Source organism: Mycobacterium europaeum (genome assembly GCF_002102155.1).
In the GTDB taxonomy this organism is placed as follows: Bacteria; Actinomycetota; Actinomycetes; order Mycobacteriales; family Mycobacteriaceae; genus Mycobacterium; species Mycobacterium europaeum.
Map to the genome: position 1 here is coordinate 104,899 of NZ_LQOU01000028.1, position 25,354 is coordinate 130,252.

Genomic DNA, 25,354 nt, shown 5'->3' on the forward strand with positions numbered 1-25,354 from the left:
CCACCGTGTGCAGGCTGATTTTGCGAGACTAGCCTGGGTTGCCGCGGGGCAGGTGTTGAGGGCATATTCTTCTCGCAGTTCGCAACGCAGGCTAGGCTTGCACCACACCCTGCAGCCCAGGACAAAGGATTGCCATTGTCAGCTCCTGATTCGATTACCACCTTGGTTGAGGACCACGATGGGGTGTCCGTGGTCAGTGTCAGCGGCGAAATCGATTTGGTCACGGCTCCGGCTCTGGAACAGGCTATCGGTGCGGTCGTTGCGGAGAACCCGACGGCACTGGTGATCGATCTTTCCGCGGTGGAGTTTCTGGGTTCGGTGGGGCTGAAGATCCTGGCGGCGACGTACGAGCAGCTGGGCACGGCGACGGGGTTCGGGGTGGTCGCACGCGGTCCGGCGACCAGGAGGCCCATTCATTTGACCGGGCTGGACAAGACCTTTCCGCTGTACCCTACGCTGGACGACGCGCTGACCGCGGTGCGGGACGACAACATCAACCGATAGGCGCGTGGCGTTCGCGCCATAGTTTGCGCGACAAGCCATTTGGCGAAATTGCCGGCGGTTGCATTGCCGGATGCGGACGACGAGTCAACGATCGACCGAAAATCATTTGAAAGTGCAAACGCGATACCGACTCTCGCTACGCCTGTCGAATTGGCGCCGCCTCGTGCGGCAGGTGCGATGATCACGGCTATGGACGTCGACAATCCGCAAGGCGATCAGCGGTGGGACAGCCGTGCGCGGGGCGAATCCGAAATGCAACGGCTGGACCGCAATTGGAACAGCCTGCTGCAGGAGCTGCGCGTGGTGCAGACAGGTGTACAGCTGCTCACGGGTTTCCTGTTGACACTGCCATTCCAACAGCGGTTCGACGTCCTGAGCCCGCCGATGCGCAACCTCTATCTCGCGACGGTGGGGTGCTCGGTGGGGGCGACCGTGCTGTTGATCGCCCCAGTCGGCATGCATCGCCTGTTGTTCCGCCGTCATCGCCTGCAAGTGCTGGTGTCCGCCGCGCACCGTTGCGCGTACGCCGGGCTGGCGCTGCTGGGCCTGGCGCTGACCGGGATGACGGTCATCGTTTTCACCGCGGTGGCCGGCAGCAGCCCGGGGCTCATCGCCGGGGCGTGTGCGCTGACGCTGTTCACGCTGTTTTGGTGGCTACTGCCGTTGCTGCTCCGCACCCGCGGCGTCTGACGCGAGACCGGTGATGTGGGTCGAATCCAGATGCTCGAGCAGGTCTTGCGGATCGGCGAAGATCGGTGACGCGCCCGCCGCCTGCAGCTCCTCGCGGGCGATGCCGCCGCTGAGCAGCCCGATGCAGGGCAGTCCGGCGCCGGCCGCGGCGTGCGCGTCCCAGACGGCGTCCCCGATGAACACGGCATGGGCGGCGTCGACCCCCGCCCGGTCCAGCGCCACCTGCACGATGCCGGGTTCGGGTTTGGCGGTGTCGACGTCGCGCGACGACGTCGTTTCGGAGATCACGTCCTCACAGTCGAGAACCTTGCGCAGGATCTCCAGTTCGTCGTCGGGCGCCGAGGTGGCCAGCACGACCTGCAAGCCGAGCGCGGCGACCCGGCGCAGTAGCGCGCGGGCCCCCGGCAGCGGCGCGAGCAGCGGGGTGCACTCCCGGTAGTAGCGGCTGTGCCCGTCGCTGAGCCGCTCCTGAACCTTGTCCGGGGCGTCCCGGGACAGCGCGCGCACCAGCGTGGAACCGTCCATGCCGATGCAGCGGTGGATCTGCCAGGCGGCCACCGGTAGACCCTCGGCGTCGAAGGCACGTTGCCACGCGTAGACGTGCAGATAGTTGGAGTCGACCAGGCTTCCGTCGACGTCGAAGAGAACGGCGGGTTTCATCTGCGCGGCATACCCAGGCCGGCGTCGGCTGACACCGGCGCGGTGTCGTTTGGGTTCCGGGGCGGCGGGTAACCGGCGTGCGTGAGCGGTTGCGGCTCCTTTGCCGGGGGATGGCCGGCCCGGCTGCCGCCCGAGTGGTGGACCGCATTGCCGCACGAATCGCATTGGTAGACAAACTTTCTCACAAGGAGTGAAGGTGAATCACCGCAACGGCGACCCGGTCGACCACCATCGGACCGCCCGTCAGCACGCCGGAGAAACCTTTACCGACGGCGCGAACGCGCCCGGCCTGGCCGGCTCGGCCGTCGCGGTGGTCGCCCTGATCGTCGGTTTGTTCGCGTTGGCGACCCGGCACGTGGCGGCCGGCGTGGCGGCCGGGATCCTGGCCGCGGCGCTGGGAGCGGCGAGCGCGGTGTGGTTGCTGCGCACGCATCGCAGCGTGCGCGCCGCCGAACTGGCCTGGCACGCCGCGCATTCCGACGAGCCCGCCCCGCCGCCGAGTAGCTGACCGCTGTGAGCTAACGAACACCGGCGGGCGCGTCGCCCGCCGTTCGGGGGTTTATTGGGCGCCACGACCGGGTAAAAGCGGATTATGGTCGCGCCAGCTTCGTTGCGAGCAGCAAACTATCCGGTCGAGTATGGGCGGGATTTTCCGCTGCTCGGTCTGGCGGCGGTGGCGGTCTGGGCGGCCAGTTTGGCCCTCGGCCTGTTCGGGCTGCTGCTCGGGCACGAGGGGATCGCCATTGCGGCGCTGATCGTGTCCGTGGTCGCTCCGTGGCTGGGCCTGGCGCTGGCGCATTACCCCGCGGTGACCCGGCGCATACGGCGGCTCAATGTCCGACTGCGCAACTTTTTCCAGCCGGTCGGTGTAACGCGCGCCTGAATGGGGTACGTCCTGCGCCACGGGTGAGTACAGGAAAGTGCGTCAACCCGGCTTCACCAGCAGGAAGGAACTGCCATGCCGACCGCAAGCGACTATGACGCACGCCGCGCCTCGGACTCCGAAGCCCAGGACAAGTCCGCCATCCGCGAACTGGCGCCGACCTTGCACGGGTCGGCCACCGCGGTGGTCGACGAGGACCCCAACGATGTGCACTTCTTCGAGTTGCCCGGCGCCGACCTGTCCGGTGAAGAGCTGTCGGTGACCGTGATTCCCCAGCGGTCCGATGAATTCACTTGCTCCAGCTGCTTTTTGGTGCAACACCGCAGCCGGCTGCGCAGCTCGAGCGCCGGCGTGTCCATCTGCGCCGACTGCGCCTGACACCGGCGCCCCGGGCGATCCGTTGCCCCGCAACCGATTCAGGCCTGCGCCCATTCGCGGTCGCACACGGCGCACCGCCGGGTGACCATCGCCCAGCCCGGTTCGTCCGGGCCGGGCTGGCGGATCGGGTGGGCCGAAGTGTCGCCGCAGCCGGGGCAGGCACAGACGGCGCGGTAGGGCTCCATGGGCTGGCCCTGCATCAGCCGGAGGTTTTCCGCGCGGGAGAACGGCACGATCGCCAACGGCTCGGGGCGGGGGACCGGGCGCGGCTTTTCGAACCACAACAGGCCACAGGTCACCGTCGCGACCGCGGTGAAGATGGCCAGGATCATTGTCGGGATGTTCCACGGCCAGTTCGGCGGGATGGGAGTCACCACCAGAACCGCCAGCACCGTGGAGAGCAGGGCGCCGATGATGGTGCCCGGTTTGGCAAACCGGTAGTGGTCGCCGACGCTGAGCGCCTCCCACGCCCGGATCTCCCGCTGCCGCTGCGCGACCTCGGCCAGAGTGGGGTGCCGGCGACCGGCGCCGTCCGTGCAAACAGCAAACCCCGTCACCTGTCGCGTAGGCCCGCGCGGCTCGCCCCGCGCGGGCGACGAGCTTGCGGGCGTCATGCAGGCCGAGCTTAATGGCAAGGCCGCGACGCCGCAGCGTGAGACCGCGGCGCCGGCCGGCGTACAGCTAACACAACTGAGTCGGGGTGGCGGGATTTGAACCCACGGCCTCTTCGTCCCGAACGAAGCGCGCTACCAAGCTGCGCCACACCCCGCTTGAAGCTCCGACAGCCTATCGCACCGGCCCGTCGGCTGGCCAAATCGCGGTGTGGCGGGTCACTGCCACCGGCACGAACGCTCGAACTCCGCCAACGACTCGGCCGGGCCACTCGGGTCGATGCCCTGCGCGCTGACCCACGCGTCGTCGAAGTAGGTGTCGGTGTAGCGGTCGCCGCTGTCGGCGAGCAGCGTGACCACCGACCCGCTGCGCCGTTGGGCCACCATCTCGGCGAGCAGACCGAAGGCGCCCCAGACGTTGGTGCCCGTCGAGGGCCCCACCCGGCGTCCCAGGACCGCGCTGACGTGGCGGGCGGCGGCGACCGACGCCGCGTCGGGGACCAGCACCATGCGGTCGACCACGTCGGCGAGAAACGACGGTTCGACCCGCGGGCGGCCGATGCCCTCGATGCGCGAGGACCCGGACATCACGATGTCGCAGCGGCCTTCGGCGTAGGCGGGAAAGAACGCGGAGTTCTCCGGGTCGACGACGCACAGCCGGGTGGCGTGCCGCCGGTAGCGGATGTAGCGGCCGATCGTCGCGCTGGTGCCGCCGGTGCCCGCACCGACCACGATCCATTCCGGAATCGGATGCGTCTCCTCGCCCATCTGCTCGAAGATCGACTCGGCGATGTTGTTGTTGCCCCGCCAGTCGGTGGCGCGTTCGGCGTTGGTGAATTGGTCCAGGTAATGGCCGCCGGTGTCGCGGGCGACCCGCTCGGCCTCGGCGTACACCTCGCCGGAGTCGTGCACGAAATGGCAACGGCCGCCCTGGGCCTCGATCAGCGCCACCTTCGACGAGCTGGTGGAAGTCGGCATCACGGCCACGAACGGCAGGCCCAGCAGGGCCGCGAAGTAGGCCTCCGACACCGCGGTCGAGCCCGACGAGGCCTCGACCACGGTGGTGCCCTCGTTGATCCACCCGTTGCAGAGCGCATACAGGAACAACGACCGCGCCAGCCGGTGCTTGAGGCTGCCCGTGATATGCGTGGTCTCGTCTTTGAGGTAGAGCGCCACCTGAGCGCCCGGGCCGTCCGCGGCCCACGCCGACGGCAGGGGATACCGCAGCAGGTGGGTGTCGGCGCTGCGACGGGCGTCGGCGTGGATCAGCCGAATCGCGTCGTCCGTCCAGCACCGCGAGCGGCTGCGGACCGCGATCCGGGTCCGCTCGCTCAACGCACCGAAACTGTTGGCTGCGAACGGCTCAGGTCGCTGGCCGAATCGCGACCGCCCATCGGGGTGGCGATCAACGTCAGCAGCGTGGCCTCGGGCCGGCAGCAGAAGCGCACCGGGGCGAACGGCGAGGTGCCGATCCCGCCGGAGACATGCAGCTGCATGTGCGCGCCCCAGCGCGACGGGCCCTTCGCGCGCGACCGGTCCAGGCCGCAGTTGGTGACGAGGGCGCCGTAGAGCGGGAGGCAGACCTGGCCGCCGTGGGTGTGCCCGGCCATCACCAGCTGGTAGCCGTCGGCGGCGAAGCGGTCCAGCACCCGCGGCTCCGGGGAATGGGTCAGCCCGAGCCGCAGGTTCGCGGCCGGGCTGGCCGGCCCCGCGATCGTCTCGTAGCGGTCGCGGTCGATGTGCGGGTCGTCGACGCCGGCGGCCGCCACGTGCAGGCCGGCCACCTCGAACTCGCGCCGCGTGTGGGTCAGGTCCAGCCAGCCGCGCTCGGTGAAGGCCGCCCGCAGGTCCTGCCACGGCAGCGGTTCGCCGTGGACCCGATGCGACGGGTTGGTCACGTAGTTCAGCGGGTTCTTCAGGCGCGGCCCGAAGTAGTCATTGCTGCCGAACACGAAAACGCCCGGCCGCGAGAGCAAGTCCCCGAGGGCCTGCACCACCGCGGGCACCGCCTTGGGGTGCGCCAGGTTGTCTCCGGTGTTGACCACCAGGTCGGGTTCCCAGTTGCTCAGCTCGCGCAGCCAGGCCTGTTTGCGGCGCTGGTTGGGCAGCATGTGCAGATCGCTGATATGCAGCACCCGAAGCGGCGTGGAGCCCGGCGTCAGGACGGGCATGGTTATCTCGCGCAGGACGAAGGCGTTGCGCTCGACGACGGCGGCATAACCAATGCCGACGACGGCCGAGCCGAGCGCGACGGCACCGGTACGTAGCAGCGTGGGCAGCGCCCCGCGACGACGCGGTCCGCGCAGCGGACTGGTGTGGGGGCGCCCCCAGCCGCGCAGCGGACTGCCAAGGAGCGGGGCCATCGAGCTTGCATCAGCCATGCTGGCAGCCTACTGCCGGTTGCGCTTTGGCAACGGAGAGCTTGCGTCGCAATTATGAAATCGTGCGGTTGTGTGCCGGTCTACGGCGGCGGCTGTCCCGGCGGAGGCGGCGGTGCCAGCAGCGGAATGGTGATCGGCGGCAGGCCCGGGATCTCCACCACCTGCGAGCCGACCGGTGGCGCGCCCTCCGGCGGCGGTGGGGGAGCCGGCGGAATGCCGTTGCTGACCTGGATGGTGATGATCGACCCGGGAATCGTTGCGCCGCTTGGCGTCGTTCCGACCACCTCGCCCTGCTTGGCGCTGCTGTTGACGAAGTTGTTCTGGTCGGCGACCTGGAAGCCCGCCTCCTTGAGGCGCGACCGTGCCGCGTCGATGTCCAGGCCGGCGACGCTGGGCACCCGCGACCCGGGCGACCCGTCGACGTACCGCGGATCGGTGGGCGGCAACTGCACCGGCCCGAAGTTGGTGGCGATCGGCTTCATCGCCGTGAACCAGGTGCGGGCCGGCTCGTTACCGCCGTACAGGTCACCCTCGGCGCAATGGCGCAGCGGCGACGAGCACAGGTCGGTGGGCGTCGTGGAGTCGTCGTAGATGTAGTTGGCCGCCGCGTAGTGGCTGGTGAACCCCACGAACCCAGAGGAGCGGTGCGCCTCCGTGGTGCCGGTCTTGCCGGACACCGGCAGGTTCCACCCGGCGGCGGCGGCCGAACCGGCCGCCGTGCCACCGCCGAGCGCGTCCTTGCTCATCGCGTTGGCCAGGGTGTTCGCCAGGCCCTCGGGCACCACCTGATCGCAGGTCTCGGTGGTCACCGCGACCTCGTTGCCGTGCCGGTCGATCAGCTTGTCGATCGGATTCGCCGGGCACCACGTCCCCCCGGAGCCCAGCGTGGCCGCGACGTTGGACAGCTCCAGCGCGTTGACCTCGATGGGGCCCAGGGTGAACGATCCGATGTTCTGCCGCTTGACGAAGTCGGCCAGGCTTTCGTTGCTGTCGGGGTTGTAGTCGCGGGCCGTGCCGGGGTCGGCGTAGGACCGCAGCCCGAGCTTGATCGCCATGTCCACCGTGCGGGTCACGCCGACCTGCTGGATCAGCTTGGCGAACGCGGTGTTGGGCGAGGTGGCCAGCGCGTCGGTCACGTTCATCGACCCGCGGTAGTTGCCGGCGTTGACCACGCACCAGGTGTCCTTGGGGCAGCCTTTGGCGCCGCCGCTGCCCATGCCCTTGGCCTGGAACCGGCCCGGCACCTCGAGCGTGGCGTTGATGCCCATCCCCATGTCCAGGGCGGCGGCCGTGGTGAAGATCTTGAAGACCGACCCCGCGCCGTCGCCGACCAACGAGAAGGGCTGCGGGCGCATGGTTTCGCCGGCGTCGAGGTTCAGCCCGTAGGTCCGGTTACTGGCCATCGCCATCACCTTGTGCGACGTCTTTCCCGGCTGGATCACGCTCATCACGCTGGAGATCCCCGGCAGCGTCGGGCTGGCGAACTGGTCGATGGCCGACTTGACCGGGATCTGCACGTCGGGGTCCAGCGTGGTGCGGATCAGGTACCCGCCGCGGGCCACCTGTTCTTTGCTGATACCGGCGCGGGACAGGTACTCCTGGACGTAGTCACAGAAGAACGCGCGGTCGCCGGCCGCGATGCAGCCGCGCGGCAGTTCGTTGGGCTGCGGCAGTACGCCCAGCGGGGTGGCCTTGGCGGCGCGCAGCGCGTCGGCCTCCTGCGGGATGTTCTCGATCATAGTGTCCAGCACCAGGTTTCGCCGCGCCAGCGCGCCCTCGGGATTGGTGTAGGGGTTGAGCGCGCTCGTGGACTGCACCATGCCCGCCAACAGCGCCGCCTGCTGCCAGTTGAGGTCGGACGCGTTGATGCCGAAGTAGGTCTGGGCCGCGTCCTGCACGCCGAACGAGCCGTTGCCGAAGGACACCAGGTTCAGGTAGCGGGTCAGGATCTCGGGCTTGGTGAAGGTCTTGTCCAGGGTGAGCGCCATCCGGATCTCACGCAGCTTGCGCGCCGGGGTGGTCTCCACGGCTGCGCGCTTCTCGGCGTCGGTCTTGGCCGTCACCAGCAACTGATAGTTCTTGATGTACTGCTGCTCGATCGTCGAACCGCCCCGGGTGTCGACGTCGCCGCGCGCGTAGCCGGCCAACCCGGTCAGCGTGCCCTTCCAGTCCACCCCGTTGTGCTCGGCGAACCGCTTGTCCTCGATGGACACGATCGCCAGCTTCATCGTGTTGGCGATCTTGTCGCTGGGCACCTCGAACCGGCGCTGGGAGTACAGCCACGCGATGGTGTTGCCCTTCGCGTCGACCATCGTCGACACCGCGGGTATCTCGCCCTCGAGGAGTTGGGCCGAGCCGTTGGCGACGACTTCGGAGGCGCGGTTGGACATCAGGCCCATTCCGCCCGCGAACGGAAACATCAGTGCCGTGGCGACGACGCCGGCCAGCAAGCAGTACCCCGCAAGCTTGAGGATCGTGAAGAAGGCCGGGGGGCGGTCTGACATGGCTACTACAGTAGCGGCCCCCAGTCACGCCGCCACGCTGCGAGTTCGTCCGGATTTTGCGCGGTCATCGACCAGCGCTTTACGCGCCGGGCCGCGATAAAATTGTCGCGTGCGTCAGCGTCCCGCCCCGGGTGACGTGTGCAAGATCACTTCTTCGCCTGTGGTTCTAGGCCGAGACGGCACGCCCGTCCCAAAAAAAGCGTTATCGGACTGTTGCGCAATTGGCAGCTGACCACCTAACTTAGACACACGGTGAGATTCAGGTAACACCGATGTACACAGTGTGGCGTAGATCGCAGGTGAGATCTGCACCCGGAGGGCGGTCGCGAGAGCGGCCGGTAGGGAAGGGACCAGCTCGTGTCAGGAACACGACCTGCGGCACGTAGGACAAACATTGCGGCCGCGCAAGGGGTACTCCGCAGCGTTGACGCCGAAGAACGGATCGCCTGGGTTTCCAAAGCACTGTGCCGGACCACCGACCCGGACGAACTCTTCGTCCGGGGAGCCGCCCAACGTAAAGCCGCCGTCATCTGCCGGCACTGCCCGGTCATGCAGGAGTGCGGCGCGGACGCGCTGGACAACAAAGTCGAGTTCGGCGTCTGGGGCGGCATGACGGAACGTCAGCGTCGCGCCCTGCTCAAGCAGCACCCCGAGGTGGTGTCGTGGGCGGACTTCTTCGACAAGAGGAGAACCCGCAGCGTCGGCTGAGCCAAGGGTTCGCCCGGGTCCCTCAGCGGACCGCCGCGTCGCCGGTGGAAGTGATCTGGTCGGCCAGCGCGCGCAGCGCTTCCAGGTCCGACACGTCGAACGGCAGCGAAGGCACCCCGATGACCGGCACGTGCGGATTGGCCCCGGTGAAGCGGGACAGCAACCTGATCTCCCGCTTGGCGGTCTGCGCGCGGTCGGCGTGAATCCTCAGCACGGCCGCGGCCAACGACGCCGCCTCGGAATCCCGTTCGGCCTCCAAGGTCTCGAATCCGTCGATGGCCCGCTCGGCGGGTAACGAGCACAACGTCGGGTGGGTGCGATTCAAGACCAGCCCCGCGAGCGGCATCCCCTCCTGGGACAACCGGTCGACGAAGAAGGAGGCCTCGCGCAGTGCGTCGGGTTCGGCCGCCGACACCACGACGAACTGGGTGCCGCGCCGCTTCAGCAGCGCGTAGGTACGGTCGGCCTTCTCCCGGAAACCACCGAAGGTGGCGTCCAGTGACTGCACGAACGCCGCCGCATCGCTCAACATCTGCGAGCCGAGCACGGTGGACATCGCCTTCATCGCCAAACCCATTGCGCCCGTGACCAATCGGCCTATGCCCCGGCCCGGCGCGAGCAGCAGTCGCCACAACCGGCTGTCCATGAAGCTGCCCAGTCGTTTCGGCGCGTCCAGGAAGTCCAGAGCGTTGCGCGACGGCGGCGTGTCCACCACCACCAGGTCCCAGCGGTCCTGCGCCAACAGCTGACCCAGCTTCTCCATCGCCATGTACTCCTGCGTGCCGGCGAGCGAGCTGGCGACGGTCTGATAAAACTGGTTGTCCAAAATCGCTTGCGCCCGCCCGTTTCCGGAGTACTGGAGCACCATCTCGTCAAACGTGCGGCGCATGTCGAGCATCATCGCGTGCAACTCGCCGGGAACCTCGGGCGCCAGGGGCACCCGCTGGGGGGTGTTGCCAAGGTCGTTGACCCCCAGCGCTTGCGCCAGCCGCTTGGCCGGATCGATCGTCAACACGCAGACGTTGCGGCCGTATTCGGCCGCGCGCAACGCCATGGCGGCCGCGGTGGTGGTTTTCCCCACCCCGCCGGCGCCGCAGCACACCACCACTCGGTTGGACGTGTCGGCCAAGATGGCCGCCATATCAAGCCTGTTCGGTGCGGTGATCATCGAACCCCCTGCTGCGCAAGCGATTCCGAAAGCTCGTAGAGGCTTCCGAGGTCGACGCCGTCGGAGATCGCCGGCAGTTCCAGCCGCGGCACCTGCAACGCGTCCAGCTGCTGCGCGATCTCGGCCCGCGCGGCGATCACCGCCGCATGCTCGATGGTTTCGGTCAGCAGCCCGGCGAAGTCGGTGTCGTTCAGCTTGATCCCGGCCATCTCCAATCCCGCGCGCAGTGAGTCCGCGTCGACGTGTCCCTCGGCGGCCTTGGCCAGGTCGGCCGGCTGCAGGTGAGACGGGATGTTGCGGTTGACGATCACGCTGCCGATCGGCAGCTCCATCTCGGCGAGTTCCTCGATGGCCTCCAGCGTCTCCTGCACCGGCAGCGCCTCCAGCAGGGTCACCAGGTGAATGGCGGTCTGCTCGGAGTGCAGCAGCTTCACCACACCCTCGCTCTGCGAGTGCACGGGGCCGCCCTTGGCCAGATCCGACACGGCCTTGGTGACGTCCAGGAAGCGCGCGATCCGCCCCGTCGGCGGGGCGTCGACGACCACCGCGTCGTAGACCGGGAGCCGGTTTTTATCGACGCGCACCACCGACTCCTTGATCTTTCCGGTGAGCAGCACGTCGCGCAGGCCGGGCGCGATCGTCGTCGCGAACTCGATCGCGCCGATGCGCCGCATCGCCCGCCCGGCGATGCCGAGGTTGTAGAACATGTCCAGGTATTCCAGGAACGCGGCCTCGATGTCGATCGCCAGTGCGTTGACCTGACCGCCCCGTTCGGCCGTGGCGATCTTGACCTCCTGGTAGGGCAGCGGCGGAACGTCGAAGAGTTGCGCGATGCCTTGTCGCCCTTCGACTTCCACGAGGAGCACCTTGCGGCCTCCGGCTGCCAGGGTCAGTGCCAGTGCGGCCGCAATCGTCGACTTGCCCGTACCGCCTTTGCCGGTGACGAAATGCAGGCGGGCTTTAGACAGCCGCGCCGGCCAGCCGACGGCGCCGCCGCCGCTCGATGTGTTTGCCACCTTCGCATGCTAGCCCGACCGGCGCCCGGGCCACGGGCAGGCCAGAGCCGTTCACATCCGACCGATAAGCTCGCGCCATGAGCCAACCGACCGCATGGGAATACGTCACCGTCCCGCTGCTGACGCACGCCACCAAACAGATTCTCGACCAGTGGGGTGCCGACGGATGGGAACTGGTGTCCGTGCTGCCCGGTCCCACCGGCGAGCAACACGTCGCGTATCTGAAGCGCCCGAAGTAGATGACCGCGTCGGCCCGGCTCGCGCAACTCGGCGTCGCGCTTCCGGAGGTGGTGGCGCCGCTGGCCGCCTACGTGCCCGCGGTGCGAACGGGTGACTTGGTCTACACCGCCGGCCAGCTACCGATGCGGGCCGGGCAGTTGGCCGGGACCGGCAAGGTCGGGGCGCAGGTCAGTATGGAAGAGGGCAAGGCGATGGCGCGGATCTGCGCGCTCAACGCCCTGGCGGCCGTCGATTCGCTGGTGGGCATCGACGCGGTGACCCGGGTGGTCAAGGTCGTCGGCTTCGTCGCCTCCGCCCCGGGTTTCAACGGCCAGCCCGGCGTCATCAACGGGGCTTCCGAGCTGCTGGCCGAGGTGTTCGGCGATGACGGCGCGCACGCGCGGTCGGCGGTCGGCGTGTCCGAGCTGCCGCTGGATGCGCCGGTGGAAGTCGAGCTGATCGTGGAGGTCGGCTCACGACCGTGACCGCCGCACCCGAGTCGCTGAGCCATCCCGCCTACGGCAGGCTGCGGGCGGTGACCGACACCGCCTCGGTCCTGCTGGCCGACAACCCCGGATTGCTGACGCTCGAGGGCACCAACACCTGGGTGTTGCGCGGCAAGGGCAGCGACGAGATGGTCGTCGTCGATCCGGGGCCGGACGACGACGACCACATCGACCGGGTCGCCGCGCTGGGCCGCATCTCGCTGGTGCTGATCAGTCATCGGCACGGCGACCACACCGACGGCATCGACAAGCTGGTCGAGCGGACCGGGGCGACGGTGCGCTCGGCGGGCAGCGGGTTCTTGCGCGGCCTCGGCGGTCACCTCGCCGACGGGGAGGTGATCGACGCGGCCGGCCTGAAGATCAAGGTGATGGCCACCCCCGGCCACACCGCCGACTCCTTCTCATTCCTGCTCGACGACGCGGTGCTCACCGCGGACAGCGTGCTGGGCCGCGGCACCACCGTCATAGATTCCGAAGACGGCAGCCTGGCCGACTACCTCGAGTCGTTGCGCCGGCTGCGCGGCCTCGGGCACCGGACGGTGCTGCCCGGTCACGGGCCGGAGCTGGCCGACCTGGAGGCCGTCGCGTCTGGCTACCTGACGCACCGCCACGAAAGACTCGAGCAGGTCCGCGCCGCGCTGCGGGACATCGGCGACGACGCCACCGCACGCCAGGTCGTCGAACACGTCTATGTCGACGTCGACGAGAAACTCTGGGACGCGGCCGAATGGTCGGTTCAGGCGCAGCTGGACTATTTGCAGCGCTGAACTCTCGCCGAAATCGACGCCATCGCGGAAAACGTCGAGAGAACGGGTCGATAACGTCGATCTCGGCGCAATTCGCGCGCTTACCTGACTCGCTTACCTCGCTCGGCGGGCCAGCCTTTCGGAGTCCGAAATCAGCACGCTCTTGCCCTCCAGGCGGATCCAGCCGCGGTGGGCGAAATCGGCCAGCGCCTTGTTCACCGTCTCCCGGGACGCGCCCACCAGCTGGGCGATCTCCTCCTGGGTCAGGTCGTGGGTGACCCGCATCGCGCCGCCCTCCTGGGTGCCGAAACGCTGGGCGAGCTGCAGCAGCTGCTTGGCCACCCGGCCGGGCACGTCGGTGAAGATGAGGTCGGCGAGGTTGTTGTTGGTGCGGCGCAGCCGTCGGGCCAGCACCCGCAGCAGCTGCTCGGCGATCTCGGGTCGATCGGCGATCCAGGCACGCAACGCGTCGCGGTCCATCGACACCGCACGCACCTCGGTGATGGTGGTCGCGCTGGAAGTCCGCGGGCCCGGGTCGAAGATCGACAACTCCCCGAACATGTCCGAGGGGCCCATGATCGTCAGCAGGTTCTCCCTGCCGTCGGGAGACCGACGGCCGATCTTCACCTTCCCCGAGACGATGATGTACAGCCGATCGCCCGGCTCGCCCTCGGCGAAGACCGTGTGTCCACGGGGAAAGTCGACGGGTTGCAGTTGCTTCGTCAGCGCGGCGACGGCGCCGGGCTCAACCCCTTGGAAGATTCCTGCCCTTGCCAGGATCTCGTCCACATTGCCTCTTCAGATTTCCAATGATTGCGCTACGGGCAGGTAATCCCGTGCTCTCGCGTGCTGAGTCTAGCGGTAGGACATTTTGTCCAACGAGCAACGCTACACACGATTGACGTGTCGAGTGGCCTTAAACTGCGGATTGATCGGCGAATGCGCGTGTATTCGCGTCGGCAATGTCAGCTCGGCATGGTCGATGAAGCTGGCGGCAAACGACGGCGCCGCGTGCCGCGGCCGGGCCGTGATGCCGGCCAGCGCGGCCTCCGACAGTTCCCACGCCTCGCGCCGGTGCAGGTATTCGACCGCCTCGGGCATGCCCTCCCGGGCCAGGGTCCGCATGTCGACGAGCTCGACGCGCTCGAAGAGCTCGGTCACCGCCAGCACCGCGACGTCGTCGCGGGACAGGCCCCGTTCGAGCCGTCCCAAGCCGAGCGCCGCCAGCATCAGCAGCCCCGGAACGACGGCCACCAGCAACCATGACACAAGGAGAGTAAACATGGCCTCCAATCAACACGAGGTCTCGGCGAGATCACGAAATCAGTACTCTGTCGTAGGTGACAGCGGCTGAGTCGTCCGGGCGCACGAAGTCCACGTCGACACCTCCGGGCGGCGACGCTGCGCGGCGCTGGGCCGAGGAGACCCGGGTCGGCTTGGTGCGGCGCGCCCGCCGGATGAATCGGGCGCTGGCACAGGCCTTTCCGGACGCGCACTGCGAACTCGACTTCACCACGCCGCTCGAGCTGACGGTCGCCACCATTCTGTCCGCGCAGAGCACCGACAAACGGGTGAACCTGACGACGCCGGCGTTGTTCAAGCGGTACCCCTCGGCGCTGGACTACGCGCAAGCCGACCGCGACGAACTGGAGACCTTGATCCGTCCGACCGGGTTCTTCCGGAACAAGGCGACCTCGCTGATCGGCCTGGGGCAGGCGCTGGTCGAACGGTTCGACGGCGAGGTGCCCTCCACCATGGAGGAATTGGTGACACTGCCCGGGGTGGGCCGCAAGACCGCCAACGTGATCCTGGGCAACGCCTTTGGCGTCCCCGGCATCACGGTCGACACCCACTTCGCGCGGCTGATGCATCGGTGGCGCTGGACCGCCGACAAGGACCCGGTCAGGATCGAGCGCGCGGCCGGCGAGCTGATCGAACGCAGCGAGTGGACCATGCTGAGCCACCGCGTGATCTTCCACGGCCGCCGGGTGTGCCACGCGCGCAAGCCGGCGTGCGGGGTGTGCCTGGTGGCCAAGGACTGCCCGTCCTTCGGCCTCGGGCCCACCGAGCCCCTGCTGGCCGCGCCGCTGGTCCGGGGCCCGGAAACCGAGCACCTGCTCGCCCTGGCCGGCCTGTAGGGCACGGCCTTGACGCGCACGACGCGCTGGACGATCGCGATCCTTACGGTGGTGGCGGCGCTGACCGCGGCCCTGGTGGCCCAGCTGCACGACGAGTCCGCGACGCCGTCGAAACCCGGCACAGCCGCGGACACCGGTGACCGCGAACATCGCGACGCCGACACGGCGGCGGCGCTGGCGGGCCCGCGGCAGCGGGCCGACCTCCCGCCGTGCCCCGCCGCCGGCGCCGCCCCCGGCCCCCGGGCGCTGCGCGGTGTCACCGCCGAATGCGCCGCGGACGGTTCGGTCGTCGACGTCGCCCGCGCGCTCGCCGGGCGCCGGGTGGTCCTCAACCTGTGGGCGTACTGGTGCGCGCCGTGCGCGGCCGAACTGCCCGCGATGGCCGAGTATCAACGGCGCGCCGGACCGGACGTGACGGTGGTGACCGTGCACCAAGACGAGAACGAGACGGCGGCCTTGCTGCGCCTGGCCGAGCTGGGCGTTCGCCTGCCGACGCTGCAGGACGGTCGCCGTCGGATCGCGGCGGCGCTGGGGGTGGTAAACGTGATGCCTGCGACGGTGGTGCTGCGGCCGGACGGTAGCGTTGCCCAGATGCTGCCGCGGGCTTTCGGCAGTGCCGACGAGATCGCCGCAGCGGTCGGAAACGACAAGGGATAAGCCGTACATTGGACCGACTGGAGCGCCCGGTGACTGTTGGGGGCATGCCCCCGCCCGGGGAAGGCGGCACGCCGGCCGACGCGCGCGGGACGGTTCCGCTGACGCCGGACTCCTCGCCCGCGTGGCTGCGCCCCCTGGTCGACAACGTCGAGCGGATGCCCGACGCGTATCGGCGCCGGCTACCGGCCGACGTGCTGGCGATGATCACCGGCAAGACCGTGTCGGCGTTGAGCGGCAGCGGTCGCGAGGCCGCCGTCCTGGTGCTGTTCTCGGGTCCGGAGTCCGCGCCGGCCGACGGCGGCGTCCCCGACGACGCCGACCTGCTGGTCACCGTGCGGGCCTCGACGCTGCGCCACCATGCCGGGCAGGCGGCGTTTCCCGGCGGTGCCTCCGATCCCGTCGATGACGGTCCGGTGGCCACCGCCCTGCGCGAAGCCCGGGAGGAGACCGGGATCGACGTGTCCCGGCTGCGTCCCCTGGTCACCATGGAACGCACGTTCATCGCGCCGTCGCGGTTCCACGTCGTCCCGGTGCTGGCCTACTCGCCCGACCCCGGGCCGGTGAACGTCGTCAACGAGGCCGAAACCGCGATCGTGGCGCGGGTTCCGGTGCGCGCGTTCATCAATCCGGCCAACCGGCTGATGGTGTACCGGGGTGAGGCCGGCCGCCGGTGGGCCGGACCGGCGTTTCTGCTGAACGAGATGCTGGTCTGGGGATTCACCGGCCAGGTGATCTCCGCGATGCTCGACGTCGCCGGATGGGCCCGGCCGTGGGACACCACCGACTTCCGCGAGTTGGACGCGGCGATGGCGCTCGTGGGCGAGCAGGGCGGACCTCCGCGGTGAACATGAACTCGATGACCCCGTCGCAATGGCTTGACGTGGCCGTGCTCTCGGTCGCCTTCATCGCGGCCGTCTCGGGCTGGCGATCCGGCGCGCTGGGCTCGTTGCTGTCGTTCGTCGGCGTCCTGCTGGGCGCGATCGCCGGTGTGCTGCTGGCCCCCCACCTCGTCAGCCACATCGCCGCGCCCCGGGCCAAGCTGTTCGCCGCCCTGTTCCTGATCCTGGCGCTGGTCGTCATCGGCGAGGTCGCGGGGGTGGTGCTGGGACGCGCGGTCCGCGGCGCGATCCGCAGCCGCCTGATCCGGACGGTGGACTCGTTCATCGGGGTGGGCGTTCAGGTGGTGGTGGTGTTGACCGCGGCCTGGTTGCTCGCGACGCCGCTGACCCAGTCCAAGGATCAGCCGGAGCTGGCCGCCGCGGTCCGCGGCTCGCGGGTGCTGGCCCAGGTCAACGAGGTCGCCCCGCCGTGGCTGAAGACGGTGCCCAAGCGGCTGTCGGCCCTGCTGAACACCTCGGGCCTGCCCGCGGTGCTCGAGCCGTTCAGCCGTACGCCGGTGATTCCGGTCGCCTCGCCCGACCCGGCGCTGGCCAACAACCCGGTGGTGCAGGCCACCGCGCCCAGCGTCGTCAAGGTGCGCAGCCTGGCGCCGAGCTGCCAGAAAGTGTTGGAGGGCAGCGGATTCGTGATCGCCCCGGACCGGGTGATGACGAACGCGCACGTGGTGGCCGGCTCCAACAGCGTGCAGATCTACGCCAGCGGAACCCCGCTGGACGCCACCGTCGTGTCCTACGACCCGTCGGTCGACATCGCCATCCTCGCGGTGCCCAACCTGCCGCCACCGCCGTTGGTGTTCGCGCAGAACGAGGCGAAGACCGGTACCAGCGTCGTGGTGCTGGGCTATCCGGGCGGCGGCAACTTCACCGCGACGCCGGCCCGCATCCGCGAGGTGATCAAGCTCAGCGGCCCCGACATCTACCGCGATCCCGCACCGGTGACCCGTGACGTCTACACCATCAGAGCCAATGTGGAGCAAGGGAATTCGGGTGGACCGCTGATCGACCTGAACGGTCAGGTGCTCGGCGTGGTGTTCGGTGCGGCCGTCGACGACCCCGACACCGGTTTCGTGTTGACGGCCGACGAGGTGGCCGGCCAGCTCGCCAAGATCGGCGACACCCGGCAGGTGAACACCGGGTCGTGCGTCAGCTGACCACCTGGTCGAGGAATCTCATCAAGTGTCTGTTGACATCCTCGGGCGCCTCTTCGTGGCTGAAATGCCCTGCGCCCGCGATGGATACGTACCGCCCCTGCGGGGCGTAGCGCTGCGTCCGGTCGACCGCGTCGGCCAGCACGTAGGGATCGGCGTCGCCGCGCAGGTGTAGCAGCGGCACGCTGAGCCGCTGGCACATCGACTTCATGAAGCGGCGGCCTTCGTCGCGCAGCTGACTGCGCACCGCCCAGCGCTGGTATTCCAGCGCGCAGTGCGCCGCCGAGGGGATCTGGATGGCGATCCGCAGGTGACGAATGGATTCGGAAAAATCTTCGGAAGCAAGCCATTTGGCGCTGCTGCGACGCCGGACGAGGCGCTCGATCTCGGCCCCGTCGTCGCGGGTCAGCAGGCGCTCCGGCCAGATGGGCAGCTGGTAGCGCAGCAACGTCGGCAGCAGCGCGTAACCCTGGTCGCGCCGGGTCAGCGTGGACCGGCGCAGCGCCGCCGGGTGCGGTGAGCTGATCAGCGCGATGGCCGAGACCAGCCGCGCGTGCAGCAGCGCGGTCGCCCAGCAGGTCAGCCCGCCGTCGGCGTGACCGACCAGGGTCGCCGACGAGTGCCCCAGCGCGCGGATGAGGCCGGCGGTGTCGCCGGCGAGTGTCCAGCCGTCGTAGCCGCGGGGCGGCTTATCGCTGCCGCCATACCCGCGCAGGTCGACCGCGACCACCCGCGCCCCGGTCAGCCCACGCAGCTGATGACGCCACGACCACCAGAACGAACCGAAACCATGCAGCAACATCACCAGCGGGCGGGCCGTGGGCGGTGCGGCCGTGTCGGCGGCGGCGGGCAGGGCCTCGACGACGTGGAACCGGATGCCGTTGGCGTGCACGTCCAGGTGACGCCACGGCCCGTCGATGCGGGTGACCGACGGATCCGGCGGCGCCATCTACCAACCCGAGGGATCGGTTTCGGGCTTCTCGTGCTTGCCGTGCCCGGCGAGCTGCTTGGCCGCTCCCTGTGGTTTGTCGTGACCCGGGGTGAGGGCGGTGCGCGTCTCCTTGACCGATTCGATGGTCTCTCGCGGTCCCCGGATCCGGCGCACCTTGAGGAAGCCCAGCAGGGCCAGCAGGGCCCCGACCACCACCTGGATCCCGAACACGATCAGGAACGCCACCCACCGCCACAGCCAGGTGTCGAGCAGTTCGGCGACGAAGAAGAAGAAAAAGAAGGTGGAGTAGAACAGCACCACCAGCGCGGCGATGAAGAACACGCTGCCGGTCAGGCCCTTCTTGACGTCCCGGGTGATCTCCGCCCGGGCCAGTTCCACCTCGGCGCGCACCAGCGTGGAGACCTGCGTGGTCGCGTCCTTGATCAGGTCGCCGATCGACGGCTCGGCGGGCCGGGCGTGCGGGTCGGTCAGGGGGATCGTGGTCAGGGTGCTGGGCACACCGTTCTTGCCATCGCCTTTGCTCACAGACGGTCCCCTCTTTCGTCATCGGCCGGGCTCTGTCGTCGCGGTTCATGTTGCCATGCGGCGCTTTGCCAGACGAGGCCAGCCGAGGGCGGCGACCGGACCGACCTCGATCGGGGCGACGATCTGGGCCCGCGCGACCGGTTCCGGCAACCGCGCGCAGCACGGCGTGCGAGACGTCCGGCCGACTAGACTGGCAAAGCCGGTCCGGGTCCGGCCTGTCGATGGGAGTGGTGCTGTGCAGACGGCGCACCGGTGCTTCGTGGCGGCAATGGCGGCGATGTTCGTGGTTCTGGTGGGCTGCCCCCCACGCGCTGCGGCCGCCGACGTCAAGATCCCGATGGGCGGCGGCGCGGGGATCGTCATCAACGGCGACACGATGTGCACCCTGACGACCATCGGGGGCGATACCGCCGGTGATCTGATCGGTTTCACCTCCGCGCACTGCGGCGGTCCCGGCGCCAAGGTCGCCGCCGAGGGCGCCGAAAACGCCGGGATCCTGGGCACCATGGTGGCCGGCAACGACAACCTCGACTACGCGGTCATCAAATTCGATCCGGCCAAGGTGACCCCGACCGCCAACTACAACGGCTTCGTGATCAACGGCCTCGGCCCGGATCCGGCCTTCGGCGAGATCGCCTGCAAGCAGGGGCGCACCACCGGAAACTCGTGCGGCGTCACCTGGGGTCCGGGCCAGGACCCGGGCACCATCGTCATGCAGGTCTGCGGCCAGCCGGGTGACTCGGGGGCGCCGGTGACCGTCAACAGCATGCTGGTCGGCATGATCCACGGGGCGTTCAGCGACAACCTGCCGACCTGCGTCATCAAGTACATCCCGCTGCACACCCCGGCCGTGGTGCAGTCGTTCAACGCGATCCTGGCCGACATCAACACCAAGCATCGGCCCGGCGCGGGGTTCACGCCGCTACCGGCCTGAGGCGGCTACTTCGAGGCCTGGATCGCGTCGAACACGCTGGGGTCGAGCAGCGTCGAGGTGTCACCCAGGTCCCGGTTCTCGGCGATGTCGCGCAGTAGCCTGCGCATGATCTTGCCGCTGCGCGTCTTGGGCAGCTCCGGCACCACGTGGATCTCACGCGGTTTGGCGATGGGCGAGATCTCCCGGGCCACCTCGGCGCGCAGCTCGTCGACGACCCCGTCGTGCACCTCGTACTCGGCGCACAAGACGACGAACGCGCAGACGGCTTGGCCCGTGGTCTCGTCGGTCTTTGCGACCACCGCGGCCTCGGCCACTCCGTAGTGGCCGACCAGCGCCGACTCCAGTTCGGCGCTGGAGAGCCGATGCCCGGACACGTTCATCACGTCGTCGATGCGGCCGACCACCCAGATGGCGCCGTCGCGGTCGTAATAGGCGCTGTCCCCGGCGAAATACCAGCCTTGCTCGGCGAATCTGGACCAGTAGGTCTCGACGTATCGCTCGGGATCACCCCAGATGCCGCGCAGCATGGACGGCCACGGTTGGTCCAACACCAGGTAGCCCGTCACGTGCTCGCCGTGGTGGACGCCCGGCACCAGTTCGTCGCCGTGATCGTCGACGATCTTGGCCGAGATCCCCGGCAGCGCCCGCATCGCCGAACCGGGTTTGGCGGCGGCGACCCCGGGCAGGGGGGCGATCATCGCGGAGCCGGTCTCGGTCTGCCACCAGGTGTCCACGATGGGGAGGCGGTCCGCGCCGATCACCGTGCGGTACCAGCGCCAGGCCTCCGGGTTGATCGGTTCGCCGACCGATCCCAGCAGCCGCAGGCTGGACAGGTCGTGCGCGTCGGGGATCTCGCGACCCCACTTCATGAACGTCCGGATGAGCGTGGGCGCGGTGTAATAGATTGTCACACCGTATTTTTCGATGATCTCGAAGTGCCGGTGCTGGGTCGGTGTGTCGGGCGTGCCCTCGTAGAGAACCTGGGTGGCCCCGTTGGACAGCGGGCCGTAGACACCGTAGGTGTGCCCGGTGACCCAGCCGATGTCGGCGGTGCACCAGAAGACGTCCTTCTCAGGCTTGAGGTCGAAGACGTAGTAGTGCGTGTAGGACGCCTGGGTCAGGTACCCACCGCTGGTGTGCACGATGCCCTTGGGTTTTCCGGTGGTGCCCGAGGTGTACAGCAGGAACAGCGGCTGCTCGGCGTCGAAGGGCTCCGGGGTGTGCTCGGGCGACGCGGCGTCGACGACGTCGTGCCACCACAGGTCGCGGTCGTCGTCCCACGACACGTCGATTCCGGTGCGCCGCACCACCAGGACGTGCTCGACGGGGCTGTCGCCGTCCGGGCCGGGCGCAACCGCCTCGTCCGCGGCGTCCTTCAGCGGCGCCGGTTTCCCGCGGCGGAACTGCCCGTCGCTGGTGATCAGCAACTTGGTCTGCGCATCGGCGATGCGGGCCCGTACCGCCTTGGCGGTGAAGCCGGCGAACACGACGCTGTGCATGATCCCCAGCCGGGCGCAGGCCAGCATCGCGATGACCGCTTCGGGGATCAGCGGCATGTAGATGGCGACGCGGTCACCGGCGACCAGACCCAGGTCGGTCAGTGCGTTGGCCGCCTTGCACACCTGCGCCTGCAGCTCGGAATAGGTCAGGCTGCGGCTGTCGCCGGGTTCGCCCTCCCAGTGGATCGCGACGCGGCCGCCGTTGCCCGCCTCCACGTGGCGGTCCACGCAGTTGTAGGCGACGTTGAGCCTGCCGTCGGCGAACCACTTGGCGAACGGGGCGTTCGACCAGTCCAGCACCTCGGTGAACGGCGTCGCCCAGGAGAGCCGACGGGCCTGCTTGGCCCAGAAGGCCAGCCGGTCCTCGTCGGCCTCGCGGTACAGCTCCTCGCCCGCGTTGGCCTGCGCGACGAACTCCGCGGACGGGGGATACGACGACGGGCCTACGGCGTCGGTGGCGGTCACTGGCTTCCTCCTGGTGTCGAGGCTCGTCGATCGTCAGAGAGCCTAGCCCCACAACGTGAAATACGACGCTCGAAATGCAGGTCAAAGCGCGCCCCGATGGCGGATAATCACCGGTGTGCCGGGTCACGGGCGGCGCATCCGCCGACTAGTTCTCAGCTTTGCCTCGGCCGCAACGGGTTACGCGGCCACCGCCATGCTGGGGACTCCGGCGTGGGCCATGCCGACCGATACCGCCGACGAGCCGACCCCATGCTGGTCGGACCAGATCGCCGTCACCTCCTGGCCGGCTCAGGCCGCCGTCGGCCACCGCGCGACGACTCTGCTGTTCAGCCTCGCCGGCGGCGCGGAGCCCTGCACGTTGACCGGATACCCCGGGGTGGACTCGGGCGCCGGTGGGCCACTCATCCATGCGCAACCCACGCTGCGCGGCTACATGGGCGGCCTGCCGGGCGGCGCCGACTCACCGCCGACGGTCATCCTGTCGCTGTCCAGCCAGGCGCAGGCCGTCGTGGAGGGCATCGCCATCGACGCCAACGGCGCGCCGTGCCCCACCTACACCGAGCTGCTGGTCACCCCTCCGGACACGACGGTGGTGCTGACCGTGCCGGCCGCCATCGACGTGTGCACGCTGCAGGTGCACCCCGTCACGCCCGTCTGAAGCGACGTCACGAGTCGGCGCGCGCCAGGCAGTAGACGCGGGCGGGGACGGGGTAGCTGACTGCTTTGTCTCCGGGCGGGCATTGGGTTTTGTCCGTGCTGCCGTCGATACGCTGCACGACCTTCACCTGTAGGGCTCCGGAATGGGACTGGCAGTCGCCCAGTCGCATGGTCATGTCAGCGGCGCCCGGGCTCGGCATTTGGTAGCACTGTCCTTCTTTGAGATTGAAGGCGAAACACAGAATCGAATCATCGTCCGTGAAGCGGTCGTACAAGGAGTGATCGCGTTTGCCGTCGGGGCACGTCGCGGAGGGCCCGCCTTTGAAGGCGAGTTCGTAGACGGCGGACGGGTTGGCGCAGTTATTCTCCGGCCCGGAGGTGAAGTGCTCCGCCTTAAAAGTCGATTCATTCACGCACTCACCCACCCGCATCGATGTGTTGCGGGCTCGCTCAGCTTGGCTTGACACGGCGCGCGCCGCGTGGAAGAAGATGTTCAGCCCGCCCAGCCCCAGCAGGACGGCGCCGATGGTGATCAGTGTGGTGGCCGACTTGCTCGTCGGCCGCCGCGGCGGCACGGCGGGCGGATAGCCCGGGAAGGGCGGCGGAGCGGGGTACGGGCCCGGATAGCCCATCGGCGGTGGGGGCGGATGGCCGGTGTTGTACGGCGGCGGGAACGGTGGACGTCTGCGCGAGCGCTCCAGCAGGCCGGCGATCAGACAGATCAATCCGGTTGCGGGAAGGCCGAACGTAAAGATCAGTTCCCCCGCTAGCAGACCCGGTCGGTCCGAAGCCAGATACACGACAGTCACGCCGCGATTCTAAATTCGCGGACCCGCGCCGGGCACTTCACCGCGGGGCGCGGCGGCAGGCCCTAGGGTCGGGTGTCATGCGTCGGATGCGGGCCTATGCGACGAGTGTGATCGTTGCCGGCTTCCTGGCGCTCGCGTCCCTGACCGCGTGCGGCGGCGGGGCGTTGAGCCCTGAGTCGGTGGTGGTCAACGGCGGGGAACCGCCGAATCCGCTGGTCCCGACCGGCACGAACGACAGCCTCGGCGGGCGGATCCTGGATCGGCTGTTCGCCGGCTTGGTGTCCTATGACGCCGCCGGCAAGCCGTCGCCGGAGGTGGCGCAATCGGTCGAGACCACCGACAACGTCAACTACCGGATCGTCCTCAAGCCCGGCTGGAAGTTCACCGACGGCTCGCCGGTGACGGCGCATTCATTCGTCAACGCGTGGAATTACGGGGCGCTGAGCACCAACGCCCAACTGCAGCAGAGCTTTTTCAGCCCGATCGTCGGTTACGACGACGTCGCGGCCGCCAAGCCGAGCGCGACCACCATGTCCGGGCTGCACGTGGTCAACGATCTCGAATTCGATGTGCGGCTCAAGGCGCCGACCGTCGACTTCACGTTGCGGCTGGGACACAACGCGTTCTACCCGTTACCGGACAGGGCTTTTCGGGATATGGCGGCGTTCGGCCGCAACCCGGTCGGCAACGGCCCATACGAATTGGCGGACGGTCCCGACGGGCCGGCCTGGGAACACAACGTCAAGATGGACTTGAAGCCCAATCCCGACTACCAGGGCAACCGAAAGCCGCACAACAAGGGCTTGCGTTTCGAGTTCTACGCGAACCTCGACACCGCCTATGCCGACCTGCTGTCCGGCAATCTGGATGTGCTGGACACGATTCCGTCCAGCGCGCTGACGATCTACAAGCGCGACCTGGGGGGCAACGCGGCCAGTGGACCCGTCGCGGTCAGCCAATCGCTCGACACGCCGTTGCGGCTGCCGCATTTCGGGGGCGAAGAGGGTCGGTTGCGCCGCTTGGCGTTGTCGGCGGCCATCAACCGCCCGCAGATCTGTCAGCAGATCTTCAACGGCACCCGCAGCCCGGCCCGGGATTTCACCGCCAGCTCGTTGCCCGGATTCGATCCCCACATCCCGGGTAACGACGCATTGGACTTCAAACCCGAACGGGCGCGCCAACTCTGGGCGCAGGCCAACGCGATCTCGCCATGGAGCGGGCGGTATTCAATCGCATACAACGCCGACAGCGGGCATCAAGAGTGGGTGGACGCGGTGGCCAACAGCATAAAGAACGTGCTGGGCATCGATGCCGTCGGCGCGCCGCACCCCACGTTCGCGGGCTTTCGCACCCAAATCACCAACCGCACCATCGATACCGCTTTCCGCGCGGGCTGGATCGGCGACTACCCGTCGATGATCGAGTTCGTGGCCCCGCTGTACGCCACCGGAGCGGGATCCAATGACGTTGGATACTCGAGCCGGGAGTTCGACGCCGGGCTGGCCGCCGCGGAGGCCGCCCCCAACCTGCAGCGGGCCGATGTGCTGGTCAACGAGGCCCAACGAATCCTATTGCGCGACATGCCTGCTGTGCCGCTGTGGTACTACATCGCGGTGGTCGGGTGGTCGCCGCAGGTCAGCGGCGTCAAGCTCACCTGGAACGGTCTGCCCGACTACGAGAACATCGTCAAGGCCTGA

The 25,354-nt window shown here is 68.6% G+C and carries 29 protein-coding genes and 1 tRNA gene; 16 read left to right on the plus strand and 14 right to left on the minus strand.

All coding sequences use genetic code 11. The annotated features are described in order from the left end of the window. Window positions 1–135 precede the first annotated feature (135 nt). Together AWC03_RS14580 and AWC03_RS14585 are read left to right on the plus strand one after the other, a co-directional pair. The gene (locus tag AWC03_RS14580) at window positions 136–504 is read left to right on the plus strand and encodes an STAS domain-containing protein (protein WP_244275090.1); all 369 of its coding nucleotides are present in this window, start codon (window positions 136–138) and stop codon (window positions 502–504) included. Between the two features lie 189 nt (window positions 505–693). Next, window positions 694–1,194 (plus strand): DUF6328 family protein, encoded by a 501-nt coding sequence (locus AWC03_RS14585; protein WP_085241363.1) that lies wholly within the window; start codon window positions 694–696, stop codon window positions 1,192–1,194. Here AWC03_RS14585 and AWC03_RS14590 read toward each other — a convergent pair. Then, the gene (locus tag AWC03_RS14590) at window positions 1,159–1,854 is read right to left on the minus strand and encodes an HAD family hydrolase (RefSeq protein WP_085241364.1); all 696 of its coding nucleotides are present in this window, start codon (window positions 1,852–1,854) and stop codon (window positions 1,159–1,161) included. The two genes, AWC03_RS14585 and AWC03_RS14590, sit on opposite strands and share 36 nt — an antisense overlap. Window positions 1,855–2,044: 190 nt before the next feature. Between AWC03_RS14590 and AWC03_RS14595 the strand changes: the two genes are divergently transcribed. The 3 genes from AWC03_RS14595 to AWC03_RS14605 all read left to right on the plus strand — a co-directional run bounded on the left by AWC03_RS14595 (window position 2,045) and on the right by AWC03_RS14605 (window position 3,115). Then, window positions 2,045–2,362: a hypothetical protein gene (locus AWC03_RS14595; protein ID WP_085241366.1), complete on the plus strand. Its 318-nt coding sequence runs from the start codon at window positions 2,045–2,047 to the stop codon at window positions 2,360–2,362. Window positions 2,363–2,446: 84 nt separating this feature from the next. Continuing rightward, window positions 2,447–2,737 (plus strand): hypothetical protein, encoded by a 291-nt coding sequence (locus AWC03_RS14600; protein ID WP_085241367.1) that lies wholly within the window; start codon window positions 2,447–2,449, stop codon window positions 2,735–2,737. Between the two features lie 75 nt (window positions 2,738–2,812). After that, complete coding sequence (locus tag AWC03_RS14605; protein WP_085241369.1) at window positions 2,813–3,115, plus strand: DUF4193 domain-containing protein; 303 nt, start codon at window positions 2,813–2,815, stop codon at window positions 3,113–3,115. 38 nt (window positions 3,116–3,153) lie between these two features. Here AWC03_RS14605 and AWC03_RS14610 read toward each other — a convergent pair whose 3' ends face one another. The 5 genes from AWC03_RS14610 to ponA2 all read right to left on the minus strand — a co-directional run bounded on the left by AWC03_RS14610 (window position 3,154) and on the right by ponA2 (window position 8,611). Then, complete coding sequence (locus AWC03_RS14610; RefSeq protein ID WP_142278395.1) at window positions 3,154–3,729, minus strand: hypothetical protein; 576 nt, start codon at window positions 3,727–3,729, stop codon at window positions 3,154–3,156. Between the two features lie 81 nt (window positions 3,730–3,810). After that, window positions 3,811–3,884 (minus strand) — tRNA-Pro (locus AWC03_RS14615). A gap of 61 nt (window positions 3,885–3,945) precedes the next feature. After that, a complete protein-coding gene (gene cds1, locus AWC03_RS14620) occupies window positions 3,946–5,061 on the minus strand; it encodes an L-cysteine desulfhydrase Cds1 (protein ID WP_085241373.1) in 1,116 nt (371 codons plus the stop codon). Further along, window positions 5,058–6,089, minus strand: coding sequence for a metallophosphoesterase (locus tag AWC03_RS14625; protein ID WP_244275236.1), 1,032 nt, complete (start codon window positions 6,087–6,089; stop codon window positions 5,058–5,060). Before AWC03_RS14625 ends, cds1 begins: the two co-directional genes overlap by 4 nt. Window positions 6,090–6,187: 98 nt before the next feature. After that, a complete protein-coding gene (gene ponA2 / locus AWC03_RS14630) occupies window positions 6,188–8,611 on the minus strand; it encodes a transglycosylase/D,D-transpeptidase PonA2 (RefSeq protein WP_085241375.1) in 2,424 nt (807 codons plus the stop codon). A 357-nt stretch (window positions 8,612–8,968) separates the two neighbouring features. On the opposite strand from ponA2, the gene AWC03_RS14635 reads away from it, so the two are divergent. Continuing rightward, window positions 8,969–9,319: a WhiB family transcriptional regulator gene (locus AWC03_RS14635; protein ID WP_065443482.1), complete on the plus strand. Its 351-nt coding sequence runs from the start codon at window positions 8,969–8,971 to the stop codon at window positions 9,317–9,319. Between the two features lie 22 nt (window positions 9,320–9,341). Here AWC03_RS14635 and bagB read toward each other — a convergent pair whose 3' ends face one another. Together bagB and bagA are read right to left on the minus strand one after the other, a co-directional pair. After that, window positions 9,342–10,487, minus strand: coding sequence for an ATPase BagB (gene bagB, locus AWC03_RS14640; RefSeq protein WP_085241376.1), 1,146 nt, complete (start codon window positions 10,485–10,487; stop codon window positions 9,342–9,344). Then, the gene (gene bagA / locus AWC03_RS14645) at window positions 10,484–11,503 is read right to left on the minus strand and encodes an ATPase BagA (protein ID WP_085241378.1); all 1,020 of its coding nucleotides are present in this window, start codon (window positions 11,501–11,503) and stop codon (window positions 10,484–10,486) included. Before bagA ends, bagB begins: the two co-directional genes overlap by 4 nt. Before the next feature lie 77 nt (window positions 11,504–11,580). On the opposite strand from bagA, the gene AWC03_RS26965 reads away from it, so the two are divergent. The 3 genes from AWC03_RS26965 to AWC03_RS14655 are packed head-to-tail and all read left to right on the plus strand — an operon-like array spanning window position 11,581 to window position 12,995. Then, a complete protein-coding gene (locus AWC03_RS26965) occupies window positions 11,581–11,742 on the plus strand; it encodes a Sp36 family protein (protein WP_007166633.1) in 162 nt (53 codons plus the stop codon). Next, window positions 11,743–12,207, plus strand: a complete 465-nt coding sequence (locus AWC03_RS14650) for a RidA family protein (protein ID WP_085241379.1) — start codon at window positions 11,743–11,745, stop codon at window positions 12,205–12,207. Next, window positions 12,204–12,995, plus strand: coding sequence for an MBL fold metallo-hydrolase (locus AWC03_RS14655; RefSeq protein ID WP_085241381.1), 792 nt, complete (start codon window positions 12,204–12,206; stop codon window positions 12,993–12,995). The genes AWC03_RS14650 and AWC03_RS14655 overlap by 4 nt, the downstream gene beginning before the upstream one ends. 93 nt (window positions 12,996–13,088) lie before the next feature. Here AWC03_RS14655 and crp read toward each other — a convergent pair whose 3' ends face one another. Further along, the gene (gene crp, locus AWC03_RS14660; RefSeq protein WP_044508824.1) at window positions 13,089–13,763 is read right to left on the minus strand and encodes a cAMP-activated global transcriptional regulator CRP; all 675 of its coding nucleotides are present in this window, start codon (window positions 13,761–13,763) and stop codon (window positions 13,089–13,091) included. A 99-nt stretch (window positions 13,764–13,862) separates the two neighbouring features. Further along, on the minus strand, window positions 13,863–14,258 hold the full coding sequence (locus AWC03_RS14665; RefSeq protein WP_249025885.1) for a hypothetical protein: 396 nt from the start codon (window positions 14,256–14,258) through the stop codon (window positions 13,863–13,865). 173 nt (window positions 14,259–14,431) lie between these two features. Between AWC03_RS14665 and nth the strand changes: the two genes are divergently transcribed. From nth to marP, 4 genes are read left to right on the plus strand one after another with little or no spacing between them, the layout of a single operon-like run. Continuing rightward, on the plus strand, window positions 14,432–15,112 hold the full coding sequence (gene nth, locus AWC03_RS14670) for an endonuclease III (protein ID WP_085241384.1): 681 nt from the start codon (window positions 14,432–14,434) through the stop codon (window positions 15,110–15,112). Window positions 15,113–15,121: 9 nt separating this feature from the next. Beyond that, window positions 15,122–15,769: a TlpA disulfide reductase family protein gene (locus tag AWC03_RS14675; RefSeq protein WP_085241386.1), complete on the plus strand. Its 648-nt coding sequence runs from the start codon at window positions 15,122–15,124 to the stop codon at window positions 15,767–15,769. A gap of 29 nt (window positions 15,770–15,798) precedes the next feature. Beyond that, the gene (locus AWC03_RS14680) at window positions 15,799–16,614 is read left to right on the plus strand and encodes an NUDIX hydrolase (protein ID WP_085241387.1); all 816 of its coding nucleotides are present in this window, start codon (window positions 15,799–15,801) and stop codon (window positions 16,612–16,614) included. 11 nt (window positions 16,615–16,625) lie between these two features. After that, complete coding sequence (gene marP / locus AWC03_RS14685; protein ID WP_090421339.1) at window positions 16,626–17,819, plus strand: acid resistance serine protease MarP; 1,194 nt, start codon at window positions 16,626–16,628, stop codon at window positions 17,817–17,819. On the opposite strand, the gene AWC03_RS14690 is transcribed toward marP, so the two are convergent. Continuing rightward, window positions 17,812–18,765: an alpha/beta fold hydrolase gene (locus AWC03_RS14690; protein ID WP_085241389.1), complete on the minus strand. Its 954-nt coding sequence runs from the start codon at window positions 18,763–18,765 to the stop codon at window positions 17,812–17,814. The two genes, marP and AWC03_RS14690, sit on opposite strands and share 8 nt — an antisense overlap. Next, window positions 18,766–19,293 (minus strand): phage holin family protein, encoded by a 528-nt coding sequence (locus tag AWC03_RS14695; protein ID WP_085241391.1) that lies wholly within the window; start codon window positions 19,291–19,293, stop codon window positions 18,766–18,768. Between the two features lie 235 nt (window positions 19,294–19,528). Here AWC03_RS14695 and AWC03_RS14700 point away from each other — a divergent pair, with 235 nt between their 5' ends. Continuing rightward, window positions 19,529–20,227 carry a chymotrypsin family serine protease gene (locus AWC03_RS14700; protein WP_090418838.1) on the plus strand — a complete coding sequence of 233 codons (699 nt, stop codon included), beginning with the start codon at window positions 19,529–19,531 and terminating at the stop codon, window positions 20,225–20,227. A gap of 5 nt (window positions 20,228–20,232) precedes the next feature. On the opposite strand, the gene acs is transcribed toward AWC03_RS14700, so the two are convergent. After that, the gene (acs, locus tag AWC03_RS14705) at window positions 20,233–22,191 is read right to left on the minus strand and encodes an acetate--CoA ligase (protein WP_085241392.1); all 1,959 of its coding nucleotides are present in this window, start codon (window positions 22,189–22,191) and stop codon (window positions 20,233–20,235) included. 115 nt (window positions 22,192–22,306) lie between these two features. On the opposite strand from acs, the gene AWC03_RS14710 reads away from it, so the two are divergent. Continuing rightward, window positions 22,307–22,849, plus strand: coding sequence for a DUF4232 domain-containing protein (locus tag AWC03_RS14710; RefSeq protein WP_085241394.1), 543 nt, complete (start codon window positions 22,307–22,309; stop codon window positions 22,847–22,849). 7 nt (window positions 22,850–22,856) lie between these two features. Here AWC03_RS14710 and AWC03_RS14715 read toward each other — a convergent pair whose 3' ends face one another. After that, entirely contained in the window at window positions 22,857–23,648 is a 792-nt protein-coding gene (locus tag AWC03_RS14715; protein ID WP_249025886.1) for an LppU/SCO3897 family protein, read from the minus strand. An 86-nt stretch (window positions 23,649–23,734) separates the two neighbouring features. Between AWC03_RS14715 and AWC03_RS14720 the strand changes: the two genes are divergently transcribed. After that, window positions 23,735–25,354: a peptide ABC transporter substrate-binding protein gene (locus AWC03_RS14720; protein ID WP_085241397.1), complete on the plus strand. Its 1,620-nt coding sequence runs from the start codon at window positions 23,735–23,737 to the stop codon at window positions 25,352–25,354.